We start from the raw sequence: 14916 nt of genomic DNA, 5'->3' as shown, positions 1-14916 counted from the left end.
AAATTGAAATAATAATGAGGAGGGATACTATGTGGAAGCGTTTTCGTCGGTGGTTGCGTTCGTTCCTTGGTGGGGCGATTGAGTCCTTGGAGGATCCGGAAAAAATTCTTCGCCAAAACCTTCGGGAGCTGCGTGAGCAAGTCCCGAAAATGAACGAAGGCATTGCGATGATGGTTGCGAATGCGACCATCATTCAAAGTCGACTTGACGCTCGACGGGAAAAAATCGAGCAGCTTAAGTCGCGAATCAAGGCATCATTGCAGGTCGGTCGCCGTGATATGGCGCTCGGCTACGCGACTACATTGGAGCAAGAGAACGGTGACTGTGCCAGCGATGAGGCACAGCTGCGAGTTGCGCTGGAAGCCAAAGACAGGGCGATGAGGGTTAAGGATGTCTTCATGGCCGAAATGTCTCGCCGCATCGAAAAAGTGCAGCAGGCGTTGGCGCTGCATAAGCAAAACCAATGGCAGGCGAGAGTCGCCGGCGCCATGGAACAATTTCAGGTTGGAGGGATCGATGCCACTCACGATGAAATGATCGAAAGAATCGATCGCGAGGCGGCGCTTTCCCAAGCCAAAATGGAAATGGCTCTGGATAATATTGATATCCAGGGTCTCGAAATTGAAAAAGAGGCCCAGAAAATACAGGCCAACGAACTGCTCAAGCAGTTCGAGGTCGAGCTGGGTCTTGTGTCTCCCACGACCGTTGCTTCGGCGACGGAAAAGACCGTGGGTCCTATCGCCGGCGAGGAAACGCTGGCTGAAATCGAAAAGACCGTGGGTCCGAAGACCCCGGTCGTGACTTAACCATTCAACAAAGCCCCTGGTAGAAATGCCGGGGGTTTTAAAATCGGGTAAAGGTAGTTAGTAGATGGTAGCTAGGGACTCCCCATCTACCATCTACCAACTACCATGCTTGACTTATTTCCCGGCATCGATTATACTGGCTTTACCTTAAAAATTAATTAACTAACCCTTAGCTAGGTACTAAGGACTTGTCTTGACCGCTTTTATTTACAAGGTCAAACAGGTTAAAATAAACACTTTCACCTAGCAGGTGAATTTTTTATTTATGTCACCAAAATTAAAAAAGAATATTAAAGACGAAGCCAAAGTTTCTGATTTGGCTAAAATACTTGCCGCTGACGAAAACTATTTGAAGTTGCCGGTAATAGGAGAAACCGTAAAAGGTAAGGTTTTAAGTGTTTCCAGTAAAGAAGTCAGATTGGATGTCGAAGGTTATGGCACCGGCGTTGCGCGTGGTCCGGAGCTTTATTTGGAATCAGACGATTATTCGGGTTTAAAGTTAGGCGATGAAGTCGAGGCAACCGTGATAGATCTTGATAATGAAAATGGCGAATTGGAATTATCTTTCCGTTTTGCCGGCAGACAAAAAGTTTGGGACGCGCTGGAAAGTTTAATGACCGAAGGTAAGATAGTTCAGGCTGAAATTATTGATGCTAATCGCGGCGGTTTGATGATCCGGGTAAACAAAGTCCCGGGATTTTTGCCGGTATCACAGCTCAGTCCGGAACATTATCCTCGAGTTCCTGGCGGCGATAAAGCTAAAATTTTGGAAAAACTCAAAAGTTACGTCAAGATGAAATTTAACGTCAAAGTGATTACTGCTGACGAACGTGATGAAAAATTGATTGTTTCGGAAAAAGCCGCTTGGGAAGAACAGCAGCATAGCACTCTGGCCAAATATCAGGTCGGCGACATGGTGGAAGGAAAGGTTACCGCCGTTACTGACTTTGGTGCTTTTGTCGAATTTGGCGAAAAGCTGGAGGGCTTAATCCATATTTCCGAGTTAGCCTGGCAGAGAATCGATGATCCGAAAGATTTCATCAAACCCGGTGAAACTGTCAAAGCTAAAATTATCAATATCGAAGGTTCAAAAATATTTTTATCAACCAAATCTTTAATGGACGATCCATGGAAGAATGTCGGTAAAAAATATCAAATCGGTCAAAGAGTAAAGGGTAAGGTACTCAAGATTAATCCGTTTGGATTATTCGTTGAACTTGATCCGGATATTCATGGTCTGGCTCACATTTCCGAACTTTCCAATAAACCGATCGAAGATATTTCTCAGATCGCCAAGGCTAATGATACTATCGAGTTTACCATCGTATCGATAGAGCCGGAAAATCACCGCTTAGGTCTTAGTCTGAAGCCTCCGGCAGAGAATGAAAAGAAAGAAGAAAAAAAGGAAGCCAAGCCAAAGGCAAAGAAAGTCAAAGCAGATAAGGAAGAAAAGAAAGAAGTAGCTGAGGAGAAAGTCGAAGAAAAAAAAGAAGAATAATCTCTATAGAATATAGAATAAAATCCCCGTCAAAAGCGGGGATTTTAAGTATGCAGGAGTGAGTATGCGGTATATGGGAAATTAGTCCTACCCCGCATACCGCATACTCTATCCCTATACCTTGTTTTTTTGACTAAACCGTACTATAATCAGATTAATTCTTAAATATTAGAAACAACAAAATATTATGAAAAATAACCTTACGCGCAGTATAATTATCTTTTTTGTCGTTTTTTTGATTATCGCCGCGATACTTAGTTTGGGAGAAAATCCTTTACAGAAAAAAGTCGAAACCATCGGACTGGAAAAAGTAGTGGAGCAAATCAATCAAGAGCAGGTTAGTAAAATAATAGTCAAGGGTGACAAATTGGAAATAGTTCTTTCCGACGGTACTAAGGAAGAAGTAAAAAAAGAACCAGAAGATTCCTTTTCCACAATGCTTAAAAACTACGGCGTCACTTCAGAAAAAATGCAAAAGTTTTCCCTGGAAATACAGGACGATACCGGTGCTACTTTTTGGCTCAACACTATCTTACCTTTCGTTATCCCGTTAATTTTGTTTATTGGACTGATTTGGTTTATGATGCGCCAAGTGCGCGGTGCCAACAATCAGGCGATGTCTTTTGGTCAGAGTAAAGCTCGAGAGGAGGGTAAAAATAAAAAAGAACGAGTTACTTTTGAAGATGTCGCTGGCGTCAAAGAAGCGAAAGAAGAACTAAAAGAGGTGGTTGAATTTTTACTTTCTCCGCGTAAGTTTTTAGCTCTCGGTGCCAAAATTCCCAAGGGCGTTTTGTTAATGGGCGCTCCCGGTACCGGCAAGACCATGCTTGCTAAAGCCGTAGCCGGAGAGGCGCGCGTACCATTTTTTTCTATTTCCGGTTCGGAATTTGTAGAAATGTTTGTCGGTGTCGGCGCTAGCCGTGTTCGCGACCTTTTTCGTAAGGCTAAAAAAGCCGCGCCGTGCATTATTTTTATTGACGAAATCGACGCTGTCGGTCGTCAACGCGGAGCGGGACTGGGCGGTTCACATGATGAACGCGAACAGACATTAAACCAGATATTGGTGGAAATGGACGGCTTTGATTCTTCGACTAATGTTATAGTTATGGCGGCAACTAACAGACCGGACGTGCTTGATCCGGCGTTGCTTCGTCCTGGTCGTTTTGATCGTCGTGTTATTTTGGATTTGCCTGATATTAATGATCGTGAGGCGATACTTAAGATTCATGCTCGTAACAAAGTTTTAGATAAAGAAGTCGATCTGCGCCGCGTAGCGGAACGAACCCCTGGTTTTTCCGGTGCCGATCTGGCTAATGTTCTTAACGAAGGCGCGATACTTGCCGCTCGCCGTAATCAAAAAAAGGTTAATCAAATAGATGTTTTGGAAAGTATCGAAAAAGTTTTACTCGGACCGGAACGTAAAAGTCATATTTTGTCTCCCAAGGAAAAAGAAATTACCGCTTTTCATGAAGCCGGGCATGCATTACTTGCTCATATTTTGCCAAACTCCGATTCGGTGCACAAAGTATCTATTATTTCCCGTGGTCGGGCTGCCGGATATACTTTGAAGTTACCAACAGAGGATCACAAATTACAAAGCAAGGCCGGTTTTTTGGACGAAATCGCCGTGTTACTTGCTGGTCATGAGGCAGAAAAAGAAATATTCGGTGACGTTACCACTGGCGCCAGCAATGATTTGCAGCGTGCTACCGAGATTGCCAAAAATCTAGTAATGCTTTACGGCATGAGTGACAAATTAGTGCCGCGAACTTTTGGTAGTCGTGACGAGATGATATTTTTGGGACGTGAAATCCATGAGCAGCGGGATTATAGCGAGAAAGCAGCGGAAATCATTGATGCGGAAATCGATAAAGTAATCGCCGAAAACGTTGTCCGTGTCCGCGAGGTGCTAAAAAAACAAAGAAAGTATCTTGACGAGATTGCCAAAAGATTAATAGAAAAAGAGACACTGGAAAAAGAAGAGTTTGAAAGCATATTTCAAGCTTGAGAAAAGTATTGTATAATAGAGAAGGAATAATAACCTATTAAGTTATATCTTTATCTTTTTGCCGGCGGCGGGAAAAATTTTACCGCAGCCGCGGAATAGGAGGACAATATGATGCTTTATCGAGATGTTTTAAAAAGAGCCTGGTATGTTACTTGGCGCAACAAAGCCCTGTGGCTTTTTGGCTTTTTAGCTTTATTTTGGGGAATCGGCGGAGTTTACGAGGTAGTAGCTCAGGGTTTTCGTCTTGCTTCTCGTCACGATTTTTACTTCATTAAACTCTGGAATGCCGTTGCCAGCGCCGGCGTTAGTTTTGGTAGTCTAAAAACATTGTTTTTGTCTACGCCGCTTTATGGTCTTCTTCTTGTCGGGATATTTGTTGTTTTTGTTTTGCTATTACTGTTTTTTTACTGGATATTTACTTGTAGTCAGATAACCGTGATTAAACAAGTCGCCGATATTGATAGTAATGCCCGCAGCAATGCTTTTTCTTCTTTTTATAAATCTCGCCAATATTTTTGGCCGGTGCTGGGCATTAACCTGATTAACAAGATTGTCACTTTCGTTTTACTGGTGATTTTTACTTACGGTATCATGGCGCTAGTCGTAACAGAAGCGCTCTTTGTTTCGCAGGTTTTTTATCTGCTATCTTTTATTTTATTTGTTGTTGTTATTTTGGTTTTATCATTTTTAGTGGTTTACGGCACTATCTATATTAGTGTTTATAACAAACCGTTTATCGCAGCGATCCAGTCGGCCTGGAAATTGTTTATCAATAACTGGTTGGTTTCTCTGGAGGTTGCCGCAATTTTGTTTGTGATTACTGTTTTAGTGGCAATAGCAACCGGTGTTTTGGTTACGATTTTAAGCGGCATTTTGTATTTTGTGTCAATAATTGTTTTGTTTATTAATCTGCCGATTCTTTACTTTGTTTCTTTTGCCATTTTGATGGTTATTTTCGTAATAATGGTTTTTATTATCGCCGCTGTTTTATCTACTTTTCAGCTGGCGGTTTGGGTTGAACTTTTTGATCATCTTGAGAGTAACCGTATCACCAGTAAGTTGCAAAGAATAGCCTCAGCTAAGTTGGGCGTTAAATAACTATATAAAATTTTTTTAAAAAAGACCCGCGGATAAACGGGTCTTTTTAAATCGCCTGGCATTTGCTATAATAAACAAAGATTTTATGGCAAACGATGAATCAAAAAATTCAAAATCACCGCGCGTTGGATTGCAAATTTCTACTAATGAAGTACAGGATAAGTTCGACGCCAAAATGGCAGAAATCAAATTGGCGGAAAAGGAACAAGAAACGGCAAAAAAAGCCGCCGCTTCCGGTTTTCCTTATATGGATATTTCTAGATTAGCGATATTGCCAGAGGCGATTTCGGTAATAGGTGAGGACGAGGCTGTCACTGCGCGAGTCCTGTGTTTTGATAAAAAAGACGATAATGTTTACTTTGCCGCCGTTGATCCGATGTCAGCAGCGACTCAGGATTTAGTGCGTAAATATACTAGTCAGGATTATAAGATAACTTTATACATGGTTTCACAGCATAGCTTTGAGAAGGCTTTATATTTTTATAAAACGGTGCCAAAGTTTCGCGAAGTAAAGCTGGGAGTTAGTATCGGAGAAAAAGACCTAGAGAGGTTTCGGGGGCAGTTTACTGATTTTGAAGACTTGGCAAATAAAATTCGAAAAGTAACAACAACTGATCTGGTAATTTTTATTATTGCCGCGGCGATTGATGGTCGTGCTTCCGATATTCATATTGAAGCCGAAGATGAAGGGATAGTGATACGTTTTCGTATCGATGGTATTTTGCACGAGATTGTAAAATTGCCAAAAGATATTTGGCATAAACTGGATTCGCGTATTAAGCTGTTGGCGCGGATGAAATTAAATGTTGCTGATAAACCACAAGACGGTCGTTTTTCTATTGAATTAACCAAGGAAAAAATCGATGTTCGTGTTTCGGCATTGCCGACAAATTTTGGCGCCAGTATAGTTATGCGTTTACTGATGTCTTCCGCCATATCGATTAATTTTGATGATTTGGGTTTGCGCGGTAAGGCATATGCCGATCTCGACAGGGAAATAAGAAAACCAAACGGCATGATTATTACCACTGGTCCGACCGGTAGCGGTAAAACCACTACGTTGTATGCGGTTTTGAATCGTCTTAACACCCCGGGTAATAAAATTATTACCCTGGAAGATCCTATCGAGTATGAATTAGAGGGTGTTAGTCAAAGTCAGATCGACGTCGCTTCCGACTATAATTTTGTCAAAGGTCTGCGGGCTATCTTGCGCCAGGATCCTAATGTGATTATGGTCGGTGAAATCCGTGATTTGGAAACAGCTGAAACCGCAATCAACGCGGCGCTCACCGGACATTTGGTTATTTCCACTATTCATACCAATTCTGCCGCAGCGACCATTCCACGTTTTATGGCAATGAATGTCAAACCTTTTTTGTTGGCCCCGGCTCTTAACGTTATGATGGGTCAGCGTTTGGTGCGCCGTATTTGCGAACATTGCAAGGTAGAGGCTGAAATAGACAACCGAACAATGTCGGATATTATGAAAATTTTATCGACGCTTAGTCCGGAGTCAGGGGAACATCGCGCGGCAATAAGTTTGGACAAGCTGAAATTTTATAAAGGCGCTGGCTGTAAAGAATGCCAAGGGCTTGGTTATAAGGGACGAATTGGTATTTATGAGATTATGTCGATGACGCAAGAAATAGAGGGGTTGATTTTAAGCGGTCAGGTGTCGGAATATCAAATGCAAGAGATAGCTGTAAAAAATGGAATGGTAACAATGGTTCAAGACGGTCTGTTAAAAGCCCTAGATGGCATTACCTCGGTAGAAGAAATTTTCCGGGTGGCTAAATAATATTGACAATTTTTCTTTTCCGGTGTATTATCAACGATTAAAAACAATATATTCAACAAAAAATATGCTCAAAGGAAAAATCGTCGATAAATATTTTATAAAAACTGGTGGCTTAGCATTAGCCATTTTTTTATTTTCTTTTAATGCCAGCGCCAGTGGTATTACTTTTTCCGGTGACGGGACTTATGACATGTCTGACGGCGATTTGGTGAAACTTAATAGTGGCGTTATTGTCGAGCCGGTTTATTATAGCGACGGCGTCGGTAGTAATCAATTTAACAACGTGAAATTTAGTGTTTATGATAACAGTTTCAGCAAGTTAGGGGAAACTGATTTTACTCGTGTTGGTTGGGATTCCTTGGATTCGAGGATAGCTGACTATAAAATTGAAATCAAAGTCAACTCTTTATCCTGGTCGGCGTTAGACGGTTGGAAATCTAACATTAGTTTTCAAAGCATCTACGATGTTAATTTGGATATCTCTAATTTTAAGCAAGAAGTTTATTATCTTGGCGACAAAACGTTGGGACAGGTAAATGCTAAAGTAACTTTTAACACCAGCCGAGCGGCTAAGACCAAAATTTTGTATTATCAAGGCAGTCTTTATAGTACTCCTAAATCTTTGGAAAGTTCAGGCATGGCGAAGTACCACGAGTTTATCGTTTCCGTAAAAGATAACACGATTTATTATTATAAAGTTTTTGCTATCGACGGTTTTGGTGATGAAGTGGAGTATCCTTATGGTAAAAATGATTGGAAAAGTTTTATGGGTGTGGAAAATGGTTTGCAAAAACCGACTGTTTATATTGGTGATGGCAGCTATAATTTAATTGACGGTGATAAAGTTAAAATGAATAATGGTTTAACCGTCGCCCCGGTTTACCCGGCACAAGACGTTGTTAATTTCGATGTTTATAGAGATGATAGTAAGATTTCCATGATTGGACCGGCTACAGCCGGTTCATCCAATGATTATAGTGTTGATGGTAAAAGGTTTACTATTTATGTTTATACACTTGGCGGCAGCACCAAAAATATGAGATTTGCGAGTGTGGACGGAAGAACTCTGGAAATTTACAATGCTTCCTCTAAAGTCAGTGATATTGGGTCGGGTCGGTTTATTGCCCAGATTAATTGGGAAACCAACACTGCTTCGACCAGTTTAGTAAAATACTGTGAAGCGGCGGTTTGCACCTCGCCACTAGTAGAAAAAAACGACAACCTCACTTCAATGCACGAAATTTTGATTTCACAAGACAAGTTAAAAAGCGCAACTCGTTATTATTTTAAAGTATTTTCTACGGACGGTTTTGGTGATACCCGCGAGCAGCCGATAGGATCCGATTGGTTTTGGTTTGAAACTTCTGGGACTAAAACCGTTCCGGCGGTTACTATTGTTAAGCCTAATACTGAAGATATGACCAAAGAAGAAAAGGAATTAAAGAGTAGACTAAATAAATTAAACTACCAGGCAACGGCTGAAGAAAAAAGTTTTATTTCCAGCGAAATGACTTTAACCTCAAAAATTGATAGCAAACTAACAGAGAAATTGCGCGGCAAGATATTATTACAAGTTGAAGGTGAAGGTCAGGCTTGGTATGTTGACCCTGATACCAGCAAGCGTTATTATCTCAAAAACGGCGAATCGGCTTATACGGCATTGCGCGCTTTTGGTTTAGGTATCACGACCAAGGATCTGGAAAAGATTCCGGTTGGTTGGCGTAATAGTGATGCGAACTATGATTCCGACAACGACAGTCTCAAAGATTATTTGGAAGATGCTATCGGTACTGATAAAAATAACGCTGACTCTGATTATGATGGGTATAATGACGCAAAAGAGCTGACTTATTACTATAATCCGCTCGGTACCAGTAAGCTGACTTTTGATAATAAATTAGTTAATCGTTTAAAAGGAAAAATTTTATTGCAAATTGATCACGGCGGGGAAGCTTGGTATGTTAATCCGGCTGACGGTAAAAGATATTATATGAAAGACGGGAACGCCGCTTATGAATTAATGCGTAATCTGTCCGTTGGTATAAAAAACAGCGATTTACGCAAGGTGAAGGTTGGCAGCTTGGAATAATTGGTTGAATAAAATTTAGATAATAAAAACCCCGTGATTTGCGGGGTTTTTGGTGTAATATTTTAGTTAACAAGAAATATTTAGCGTTCGTATTTTGCCTCTTTGTTTGAAAATTATTTTAATAGTTTTTGTTGGTATGATGGTTTTTATTTTTTCACCCCATTCAATAATAACTAACGTATCTTTGTTTCCGATATATTCTTCCAGTCCGGCATCCAGTATCGCCTGTCCGTCGGTTAAACGATAGCAATCGGCGTGAACCAGTCGTTTGATGGTTCGGTGTTTTTTAACCGGATAGACTTTGAACAAAACAAAGGTCGGACTAGTAATGGTTTTTTTTATATTTAACCCCGCGGCTATTCCTTTGGTTAGAATTGTTTTGCCACTGCCCAAATTTCCCTGCAGCAAAATCGTCTCGCCGCCATTTAGATTTTTGGCGAGAGCTTTGCCGAGATTAAAAGTTTGTTTTTCGGTAGTAGTGGTATAGGACATAATAAATTAGGAGTTGGGATCTAGGAACTGGGATTTGAAATTCTAAATTCTTGTCTCTAGATTCTTGTCTCTCGTCTCTTGTTTTTTTGTCTCTACTTTCCAATTTCCAGATTGGGATCGACGGTAATATTTTTCCAGCCGTCTCTAGGGGGTTTAGCATAAGCGCCGGCTAGGGCAATCATCGCTGCGTTATCGCCACAATAATCAAGGGCTGATAGATCTAGATGAGCGGAAGGAATTTCTTTATCAATTTTTTCTTTTAATGTTTGGCGCAAATTTTTATTAGCTACGACACCGCCACCAACTATAATGGTTTTGGCTTTGTACTCTTTGGCAGCACGAAAGGTTTTGCTGATCAGGACATCGATGATAGCTGATTCTACCGAAGCACAAAAATCGTTTAGCCTTTTGCCTCTCGGTGTGCCGTTTTTTTGGACAAAATAAAGGATACTGGTTTTGAGACCAGAAAAGCTAAAATCGAAATTATCACGGTCAATCATCGGTCGGGGTAGTTTGTAACTTTGCGGATTGCCGTTTTTGGCTAGCTTGGAAATCTCCGGTCCGCCGGGATAGCCGAGGTTTAAAATTTTTGCCGCTTTATCAAAGCATTCACCAGCGGCATCATCAAGCGTTTGACCTATTTTTTTATAGTCACCGATTTTTTTGACAAGTATTATTTCCGTATGTCCGCCGGATGCGATCAGGCCGATGGCAGGAAAGAGAGTGTGCGGCTTCCGGCGCGCGGCAGTCGGTGCGGGACCAAGCAGGCTGGCAAGAAGATGTCCCTCTAGGTGATTGATGCCGACAAGCGGTTTATTGTAAATATAGGCAAGTGATTTGGCGGTCTGGACACCGACCATCAGTGATGTGATTAGTCCGGGACCGCGGGTAACGGCGATACGGTCGATTTTGTCCATTTTAATTTTTGCTTGTACCAAAGATCTGTCTATTACCGGTAAAATATTTTCAACGTGTTTTCGCGCCGCCACCTCCGGCACTACACCGCCAAATTTACGGTGGATAGGTATTTGCGACAAAACAATGCTGCTGCGTATGACAGTATTTCCGTTCTTTGTCTCAATTATTGCTGCCGCTGTTTCATCGCAGGAGCTTTCGATCCCCAAAACAATCATATTTTTAGACAAGAGTTTTTTTTATTAATAAATAAGCCAGCAAGATGCCGATAATATCAGCGATAATATCATAAGAATCAAAGCCGCGTCCAGAGATAAAAAGTTCCTGAATAATTTCACTGGCGACTGCATAAATAATCAAAATCGCCAAAAACCCTTTGACATAACGACGGTAGGCGACCAGACCAAAAAACGACAAGACAAAAAACAATCCACTATGGACAAACTTGTCCAGATAAAGGATTTTTGATTCGCTGGCGGCTAGCGGCCAAAATAGGACGAAAAGGCTGGCAAAAAAAACAAAGGCAAACATTCCGGCACTTTTTCTTTGGATTAGCTCTCTCATATTTTTTGATTGATGTCTCTAAAATAGCAAACACGACGATAAAAATCAATCAGTTATTGACTTTTAGTGTCAGGTATAGTTAAATGTTTTAATCTGAACGTTGAAAAATAGGGGGATGTAATGAAAATAGCCATCAGATGGATTGAGGAAAGGCCTCGAATCTATTCAGTTTTAGGCATGTCAATCGTTTGGATGCTGCTTTACCTGGTGCCAAATCAGATTGATCTCGGTCAGCGGCACACGGTGCCGTTTTTGTTTGGCGAGCAGTACATTCCTTTTATCGGCTGGAGCCTGGTTATCTACCTTTCGGTTTTCGTCCAGATTATGGTCGGTACTTGGTTGGTACTAAAAAAAGATTTTGGGCTCGCAACGCTGGGGGTGGCAGTTATCATAGCGATGCATGCCATAGCTTTTGTTACTTATCCCACGTGCTACCCACGAGCGCCGGTACAGTTCACGCCGACGTGGCTTACCTGGCTGTATGATTTGCTTGTGGTCAGCGACCAGCCAAACAACTGTTTGCCGAGCCTGCACGTTTCCCTGGCTCTTTTTGCTAGCGCGGTATTGTATCGCCGAGAAAAAATTTTGGGTGCATGGTTTCTGGTCTGGGGAATCGCAATTTGTGTTTCCACTTTGACAGTCAAGCAGCACTATCTACTCGACTCGATACTTGGAGCTATCGTTGCCGCCACGATTTATATCGCGGCTTATCATCAGTGGCCGTTTATGGTCAAAAAGTAATAACCTAAAGGAGATACGAAAATGTTTGCAGGTTTGGTCGGTTTTTTGATCGGTTACGGTGTTGGTATGATTATTTCCTCGGAGTTGCGGCGCAAGACCAAGGATTATTTCAATCTGGCGAAGCAGTACATCCCGAAAGACGAGGAGGGAAAGAAAGATGGTGATTAGCCGCGCGGAATTTTTTGCCGGCAGTTGGGTAAAAAAATACAAGAAATTATTTGCCAAACTGTCTAAGCAATCATCCGATCACGCCGCGGTGCTGCGGTTGTTGTGCGTCACGGCTATTCGTGAGCCGGCTAGTTTGGAAGATCTGAATGGGAAGGTTGAATTTGTTGTTAACATTTCCGACCGGCTTATAACAACCTTAGAAGATTTGGAGTGTATGGGGTTTGTGCAAACGATCAGTCGCATGGATGCGAAGCTGTTTGCGGTAGCTGACCCGTTTAATCTATGGGTTCAGTGGAAAGATGACCAGTATGAAAGGGCCGGTATCCAGTTTTTCCTTAACAATCGCGGTAAAAATTGGACGCCGTTCTGGTTTGAAGGCAGTGCTTGGTACGGCGTGGTGGATTCTTGGACGACTTGGAATCAGGTTGTCTCAGCTTACGGCAAGGTCTACTGTTTTCTTGAGACTTTGCTTGCGGCAAATAACCAGCCGCAAAAAGACACTGATCAAATCATTACGTTCGGGTTCGTTTCCGAGTGCAACGGTTCTCTTACTTTAAGCAAATGGGCGAAAAAGGTCGGTAACGACCTTTCGGTTGATTGAACAAACAAAAAATAAAGCGGCATCATTTGGTGCCGCTTTTAAAATTTTTTAGTTTTTACCGATAATCTGCTTTATCTTTCGTTTGTCTATTTCGTAAAATGCCGGCGGATGAAAATCAAGAGCCGCTTTGTCTGGTTGGTTTTGGTATATTTCCGGGTAGCGTTGTAAAAAATAAAAACGCAGCTGGTTTATAGTATAAACACGATCTTCGATATGGCGAGAAAATAAAAGTTTAGCGGCAAAATCTTCCCAGCGCTGTCCGTTACCATTTTTGGCGTATTCTTCTTTTATCACGAAGTCCACTAGTTGATCAAATTTTGGTGATCCTTGATGGAAGGGGGATTTTCTGATTTCTCGTGCCAAACGGTTAATCGAGCCAATAACAGATTGAATCTCCGGCGGATGTTTGACGCCAAGTTCGGTCATGGTTTTTTGATGCAATCTATCTATTTGTTCTATTTTTTTATCAGACACTCCGAAGTTGCGCCAAAGTGATAGGCCGGAAATAACCCTGGCTTCTTCGTCGTAAGTATCAGCGGTTTTGAGAAAAGTAGCGGTTAGTTTGCCCAAGATTGATAAACCGTATTTTGATTCGAACTTGTGTACGACACGTTTTCTGTCTCTTGCTTCTTTTTCGTTTTTTGGGCTGGCAGCCCCCTTCATTTCGTAGAGCACTATAGGCGACGAAGGATAAAAAGATATTTGAAAAAGTTTGTTATCGTCGTTCCACATGCTAAAACAAATCAGACCGATGCCATAGGGACAGTCGTGAGAGTGTATTTTTATTTCGTAGTCATCGATTATTTCTATGGTAGTCGGTTCACCTTGATAAAATTTTTCCGAATTGTCACCAAGTATTTTTTTTGTCAGATCTATTTGGTGTAATATTTTTTCTATTGAGTCGCAAAAGCGAAAAGATGTCGGACCCAGGGCAATATCGGGATTGTCTTGAATTATTTCATAAAGCTGCAAGATGATTTCAGGCGTATATTGTTCCAATCCCAGACGCTGCCATGCCCAAATTCGGCATATTTCCAGATCTTTAATGCTTATTTCCGGGTATTCCCTGCCGAAATCTTCAAGTATTTTTTTTGCTTCTTCGGGATCAGTGTTGGAAATCCATTGTCGGAGCCGTTCTTCCAGCGGTTGTTTTTCACCGGCGGGGATTTCGGTCTTAAATTTTTCCGCAATATTCATAAAAAGTTTAACTTTTTTGTACCATTTATTTTTTGTTATCAGTGTAAATATTTTTAACTAACTTTCTGTTTATATTTGATGGTATTATGCCAGAAAAAACATTTTTGAGCAATTTTTTTAAAAGTAAAAACAAAAAACAGGGCTGCGCGCACCCTGATTTTGTTATTGCAATTTAAATATCAAATTGAAATAAGTAGTTGAAAGTTATTGTCTTTCAAGAGGTCTGGCTTCATTGACTTTGACCTTGCGACCGTCAATTTCCTGACCATCAAACATTTCGATCGCCTTGGCAGCTCCAGCTTCGTCTTTCATAGTGACGAAACCAAAACCTTTTGAGCGACCAGAAAATTTATCAGTGATAATTCTTACGGATTCGACTTCGCCAGCTGCGGAAAAAGCAGCTTTGACGGACTCTTCGGTAGAACTATAGGACAAACCGCCGACGTATAAATTTTTACCCATTGATGTTTTGTAAGTTACTTAGCATTCTCTTTTGCTTCCGACTTTTCACACCCTGCATAAAAATTATATCCGCGCACGAATGTCCAAATACAAAGGGAACGAAGCTTATTTGAGAAATCGAGGTAATTATGGCAGAGTGCGATGAAAATGTCAATGGTAGGATAATGGCTTTATTCCCACCGTGCCCCTGGGCGGGGCAGGCCGCTTCTTTCTTTTAGAAAGAAAGAAGCCAAAGAAACTTTTGGCGGCAAATTCGCTAGTGCACATTGCACTGATATCTGCCTCTCCTTGACGCTCAGTTGCCGCCTTTGGTAGGGAATAACGATTATTCTACTTTGAATAAAATTAACATTTTGCTGGCTTATGCCAGCCAAGGCTTTAACCTCATTTCAAAAATATTAAATTGTTAAAACTGCGGGGGTTTGGGAGCGGAAGCTGCGCCAAAGCCGAAGCCCCGAGAGTCGAGCCCCGCCTTGGCG

Annotated in this window: 14 protein-coding genes; 9 read left to right on the top strand and 5 right to left on the bottom strand. The window is 41.5% G+C overall.

The features are described 5' to 3' along the window. Window positions 1-29 precede the first annotated feature (29 nt). The 6 genes from WC310_05000 to WC310_04975 all read left to right on the top strand — a co-directional run bounded on the left by WC310_05000 (window position 30) and on the right by WC310_04975 (window position 9297). On the top strand, window positions 30-806 hold the full coding sequence (locus WC310_05000; protein ID MFA5359143.1) for a PspA/IM30 family protein: 777 nt from the start codon (window positions 30-32) through the stop codon (window positions 804-806). 265 nt (window positions 807-1071) lie between these two features. After that, window positions 1072-2304 (top strand): S1 RNA-binding domain-containing protein, encoded by a 1233-nt coding sequence (locus WC310_04995; GenBank protein MFA5359142.1) that lies wholly within the window; start codon window positions 1072-1074, stop codon window positions 2302-2304. Between the two features lie 187 nt (window positions 2305-2491). After that, entirely contained in the window at window positions 2492-4312 is a 1821-nt protein-coding gene (gene ftsH / locus WC310_04990; GenBank protein ID MFA5359141.1) for an ATP-dependent zinc metalloprotease FtsH, read from the top strand. 108 nt (window positions 4313-4420) lie between these two features. Next, a complete protein-coding gene (locus WC310_04985) occupies window positions 4421-5410 on the top strand; it encodes a hypothetical protein (protein MFA5359140.1) in 990 nt (329 codons plus the stop codon). 85 nt (window positions 5411-5495) lie between these two features. Then, on the top strand, window positions 5496-7208 hold the full coding sequence (locus WC310_04980; GenBank protein MFA5359139.1) for a GspE/PulE family protein: 1713 nt from the start codon (window positions 5496-5498) through the stop codon (window positions 7206-7208). A gap of 64 nt (window positions 7209-7272) precedes the next feature. Continuing rightward, the gene (locus WC310_04975; GenBank protein MFA5359138.1) at window positions 7273-9297 is read left to right on the top strand and encodes a hypothetical protein; all 2025 of its coding nucleotides are present in this window, start codon (window positions 7273-7275) and stop codon (window positions 9295-9297) included. A gap of 66 nt (window positions 9298-9363) precedes the next feature. Here the strand turns inward: WC310_04975 and tsaE are convergent, their stop codons facing one another. From tsaE to WC310_04960, 3 genes are all read right to left on the bottom strand, one after another. Further along, on the bottom strand, window positions 9364-9789 hold the full coding sequence (gene tsaE / locus WC310_04970; protein ID MFA5359137.1) for a tRNA (adenosine(37)-N6)-threonylcarbamoyltransferase complex ATPase subunit type 1 TsaE: 426 nt from the start codon (window positions 9787-9789) through the stop codon (window positions 9364-9366). A 92-nt stretch (window positions 9790-9881) separates the two neighbouring features. Beyond that, on the bottom strand, window positions 9882-10922 hold the full coding sequence (gene tsaD, locus WC310_04965) for a tRNA (adenosine(37)-N6)-threonylcarbamoyltransferase complex transferase subunit TsaD (protein ID MFA5359136.1): 1041 nt from the start codon (window positions 10920-10922) through the stop codon (window positions 9882-9884). Window positions 10923-10926: 4 nt separating this feature from the next. Continuing rightward, window positions 10927-11268: a VanZ family protein gene (locus tag WC310_04960; GenBank protein MFA5359135.1), complete on the bottom strand. Its 342-nt coding sequence runs from the start codon at window positions 11266-11268 to the stop codon at window positions 10927-10929. Between the two features lie 177 nt (window positions 11269-11445). Between WC310_04960 and WC310_04955 the strand changes: the two genes are divergently transcribed. From WC310_04955 to WC310_04945, 3 genes are read left to right on the top strand one after another with little or no spacing between them, the layout of a single operon-like run. Next, window positions 11446-12009: a phosphatase PAP2 family protein gene (locus tag WC310_04955; protein MFA5359134.1), complete on the top strand. Its 564-nt coding sequence runs from the start codon at window positions 11446-11448 to the stop codon at window positions 12007-12009. A 21-nt stretch (window positions 12010-12030) separates the two neighbouring features. After that, the gene (locus WC310_04950) at window positions 12031-12177 is read left to right on the top strand and encodes a hypothetical protein (protein MFA5359133.1); all 147 of its coding nucleotides are present in this window, start codon (window positions 12031-12033) and stop codon (window positions 12175-12177) included. Then, window positions 12167-12778: a hypothetical protein gene (locus WC310_04945; GenBank protein ID MFA5359132.1), complete on the top strand. Its 612-nt coding sequence runs from the start codon at window positions 12167-12169 to the stop codon at window positions 12776-12778. The genes WC310_04950 and WC310_04945 overlap by 11 nt, the downstream gene beginning before the upstream one ends. 48 nt (window positions 12779-12826) lie before the next feature. Here the strand turns inward: WC310_04945 and WC310_04940 are convergent, their stop codons facing one another. Both WC310_04940 and WC310_04935 read right to left on the bottom strand, forming a co-directional pair. Beyond that, window positions 12827-13975, bottom strand: a complete 1149-nt coding sequence (locus WC310_04940; protein ID MFA5359131.1) for a hypothetical protein — start codon at window positions 13973-13975, stop codon at window positions 12827-12829. Window positions 13976-14179: 204 nt separating this feature from the next. Then, on the bottom strand, window positions 14180-14437 hold the full coding sequence (locus WC310_04935; GenBank protein ID MFA5359130.1) for an RNA-binding protein: 258 nt from the start codon (window positions 14435-14437) through the stop codon (window positions 14180-14182). Window positions 14438-14916: the final 479 nt, after the last annotated feature.

The sequence above is a fragment of the Patescibacteria group bacterium genome, assembly GCA_041653535.1.
Classification (GTDB): domain Bacteria; phylum Patescibacteriota; class Patescibacteriia; order JACRDY01; family JACRDY01; genus JBAZFH01.
This window is presented reverse-complemented; position numbering and strand designations above follow the sequence as displayed.

Excerpts from the sequence above, each read along its gene's own strand:
- WC310_05000 (MFA5359143.1), top strand. The coding sequence starts at position 30 with ATGTGGAAGCGTTTTCGTCGGTGGTTGCGTTCGTTCCTTGGTGGGGCG.
- WC310_04995 (MFA5359142.1), top strand. The coding sequence starts at position 1,072 with ATGTCACCAAAATTAAAAAAGAATATTAAAGACGAAGCCAAAGTTTCT.
- ftsH (MFA5359141.1), top strand. The coding sequence starts at position 2,492 with ATGAAAAATAACCTTACGCGCAGTATAATTATCTTTTTTGTCGTTTTT.
- WC310_04985 (MFA5359140.1), top strand. The coding sequence starts at position 4,421 with ATGATGCTTTATCGAGATGTTTTAAAAAGAGCCTGGTATGTTACTTGG.
- WC310_04980 (MFA5359139.1), top strand. The coding sequence starts at position 5,496 with ATGGCAAACGATGAATCAAAAAATTCAAAATCACCGCGCGTTGGATTG.
- WC310_04975 (MFA5359138.1), top strand. The coding sequence starts at position 7,273 with ATGCTCAAAGGAAAAATCGTCGATAAATATTTTATAAAAACTGGTGGC.
- tsaE (MFA5359137.1), bottom strand. The coding sequence starts at position 9,789 with ATGTCCTATACCACTACTACCGAAAAACAAACTTTTAATCTCGGCAAA.
- tsaD (MFA5359136.1), bottom strand. The coding sequence starts at position 10,922 with ATGATTGTTTTGGGGATCGAAAGCTCCTGCGATGAAACAGCGGCAGCA.
- WC310_04960 (MFA5359135.1), bottom strand. The coding sequence starts at position 11,268 with ATGAGAGAGCTAATCCAAAGAAAAAGTGCCGGAATGTTTGCCTTTGTT.
- WC310_04955 (MFA5359134.1), top strand. The coding sequence starts at position 11,446 with ATGTCAATCGTTTGGATGCTGCTTTACCTGGTGCCAAATCAGATTGAT.
- WC310_04950 (MFA5359133.1), top strand. The coding sequence starts at position 12,031 with ATGTTTGCAGGTTTGGTCGGTTTTTTGATCGGTTACGGTGTTGGTATG.
- WC310_04945 (MFA5359132.1), top strand. The coding sequence starts at position 12,167 with ATGGTGATTAGCCGCGCGGAATTTTTTGCCGGCAGTTGGGTAAAAAAA.
- WC310_04940 (MFA5359131.1), bottom strand. The coding sequence starts at position 13,975 with ATGAATATTGCGGAAAAATTTAAGACCGAAATCCCCGCCGGTGAAAAA.
- WC310_04935 (MFA5359130.1), bottom strand. The coding sequence starts at position 14,437 with ATGGGTAAAAATTTATACGTCGGCGGTTTGTCCTATAGTTCTACCGAA.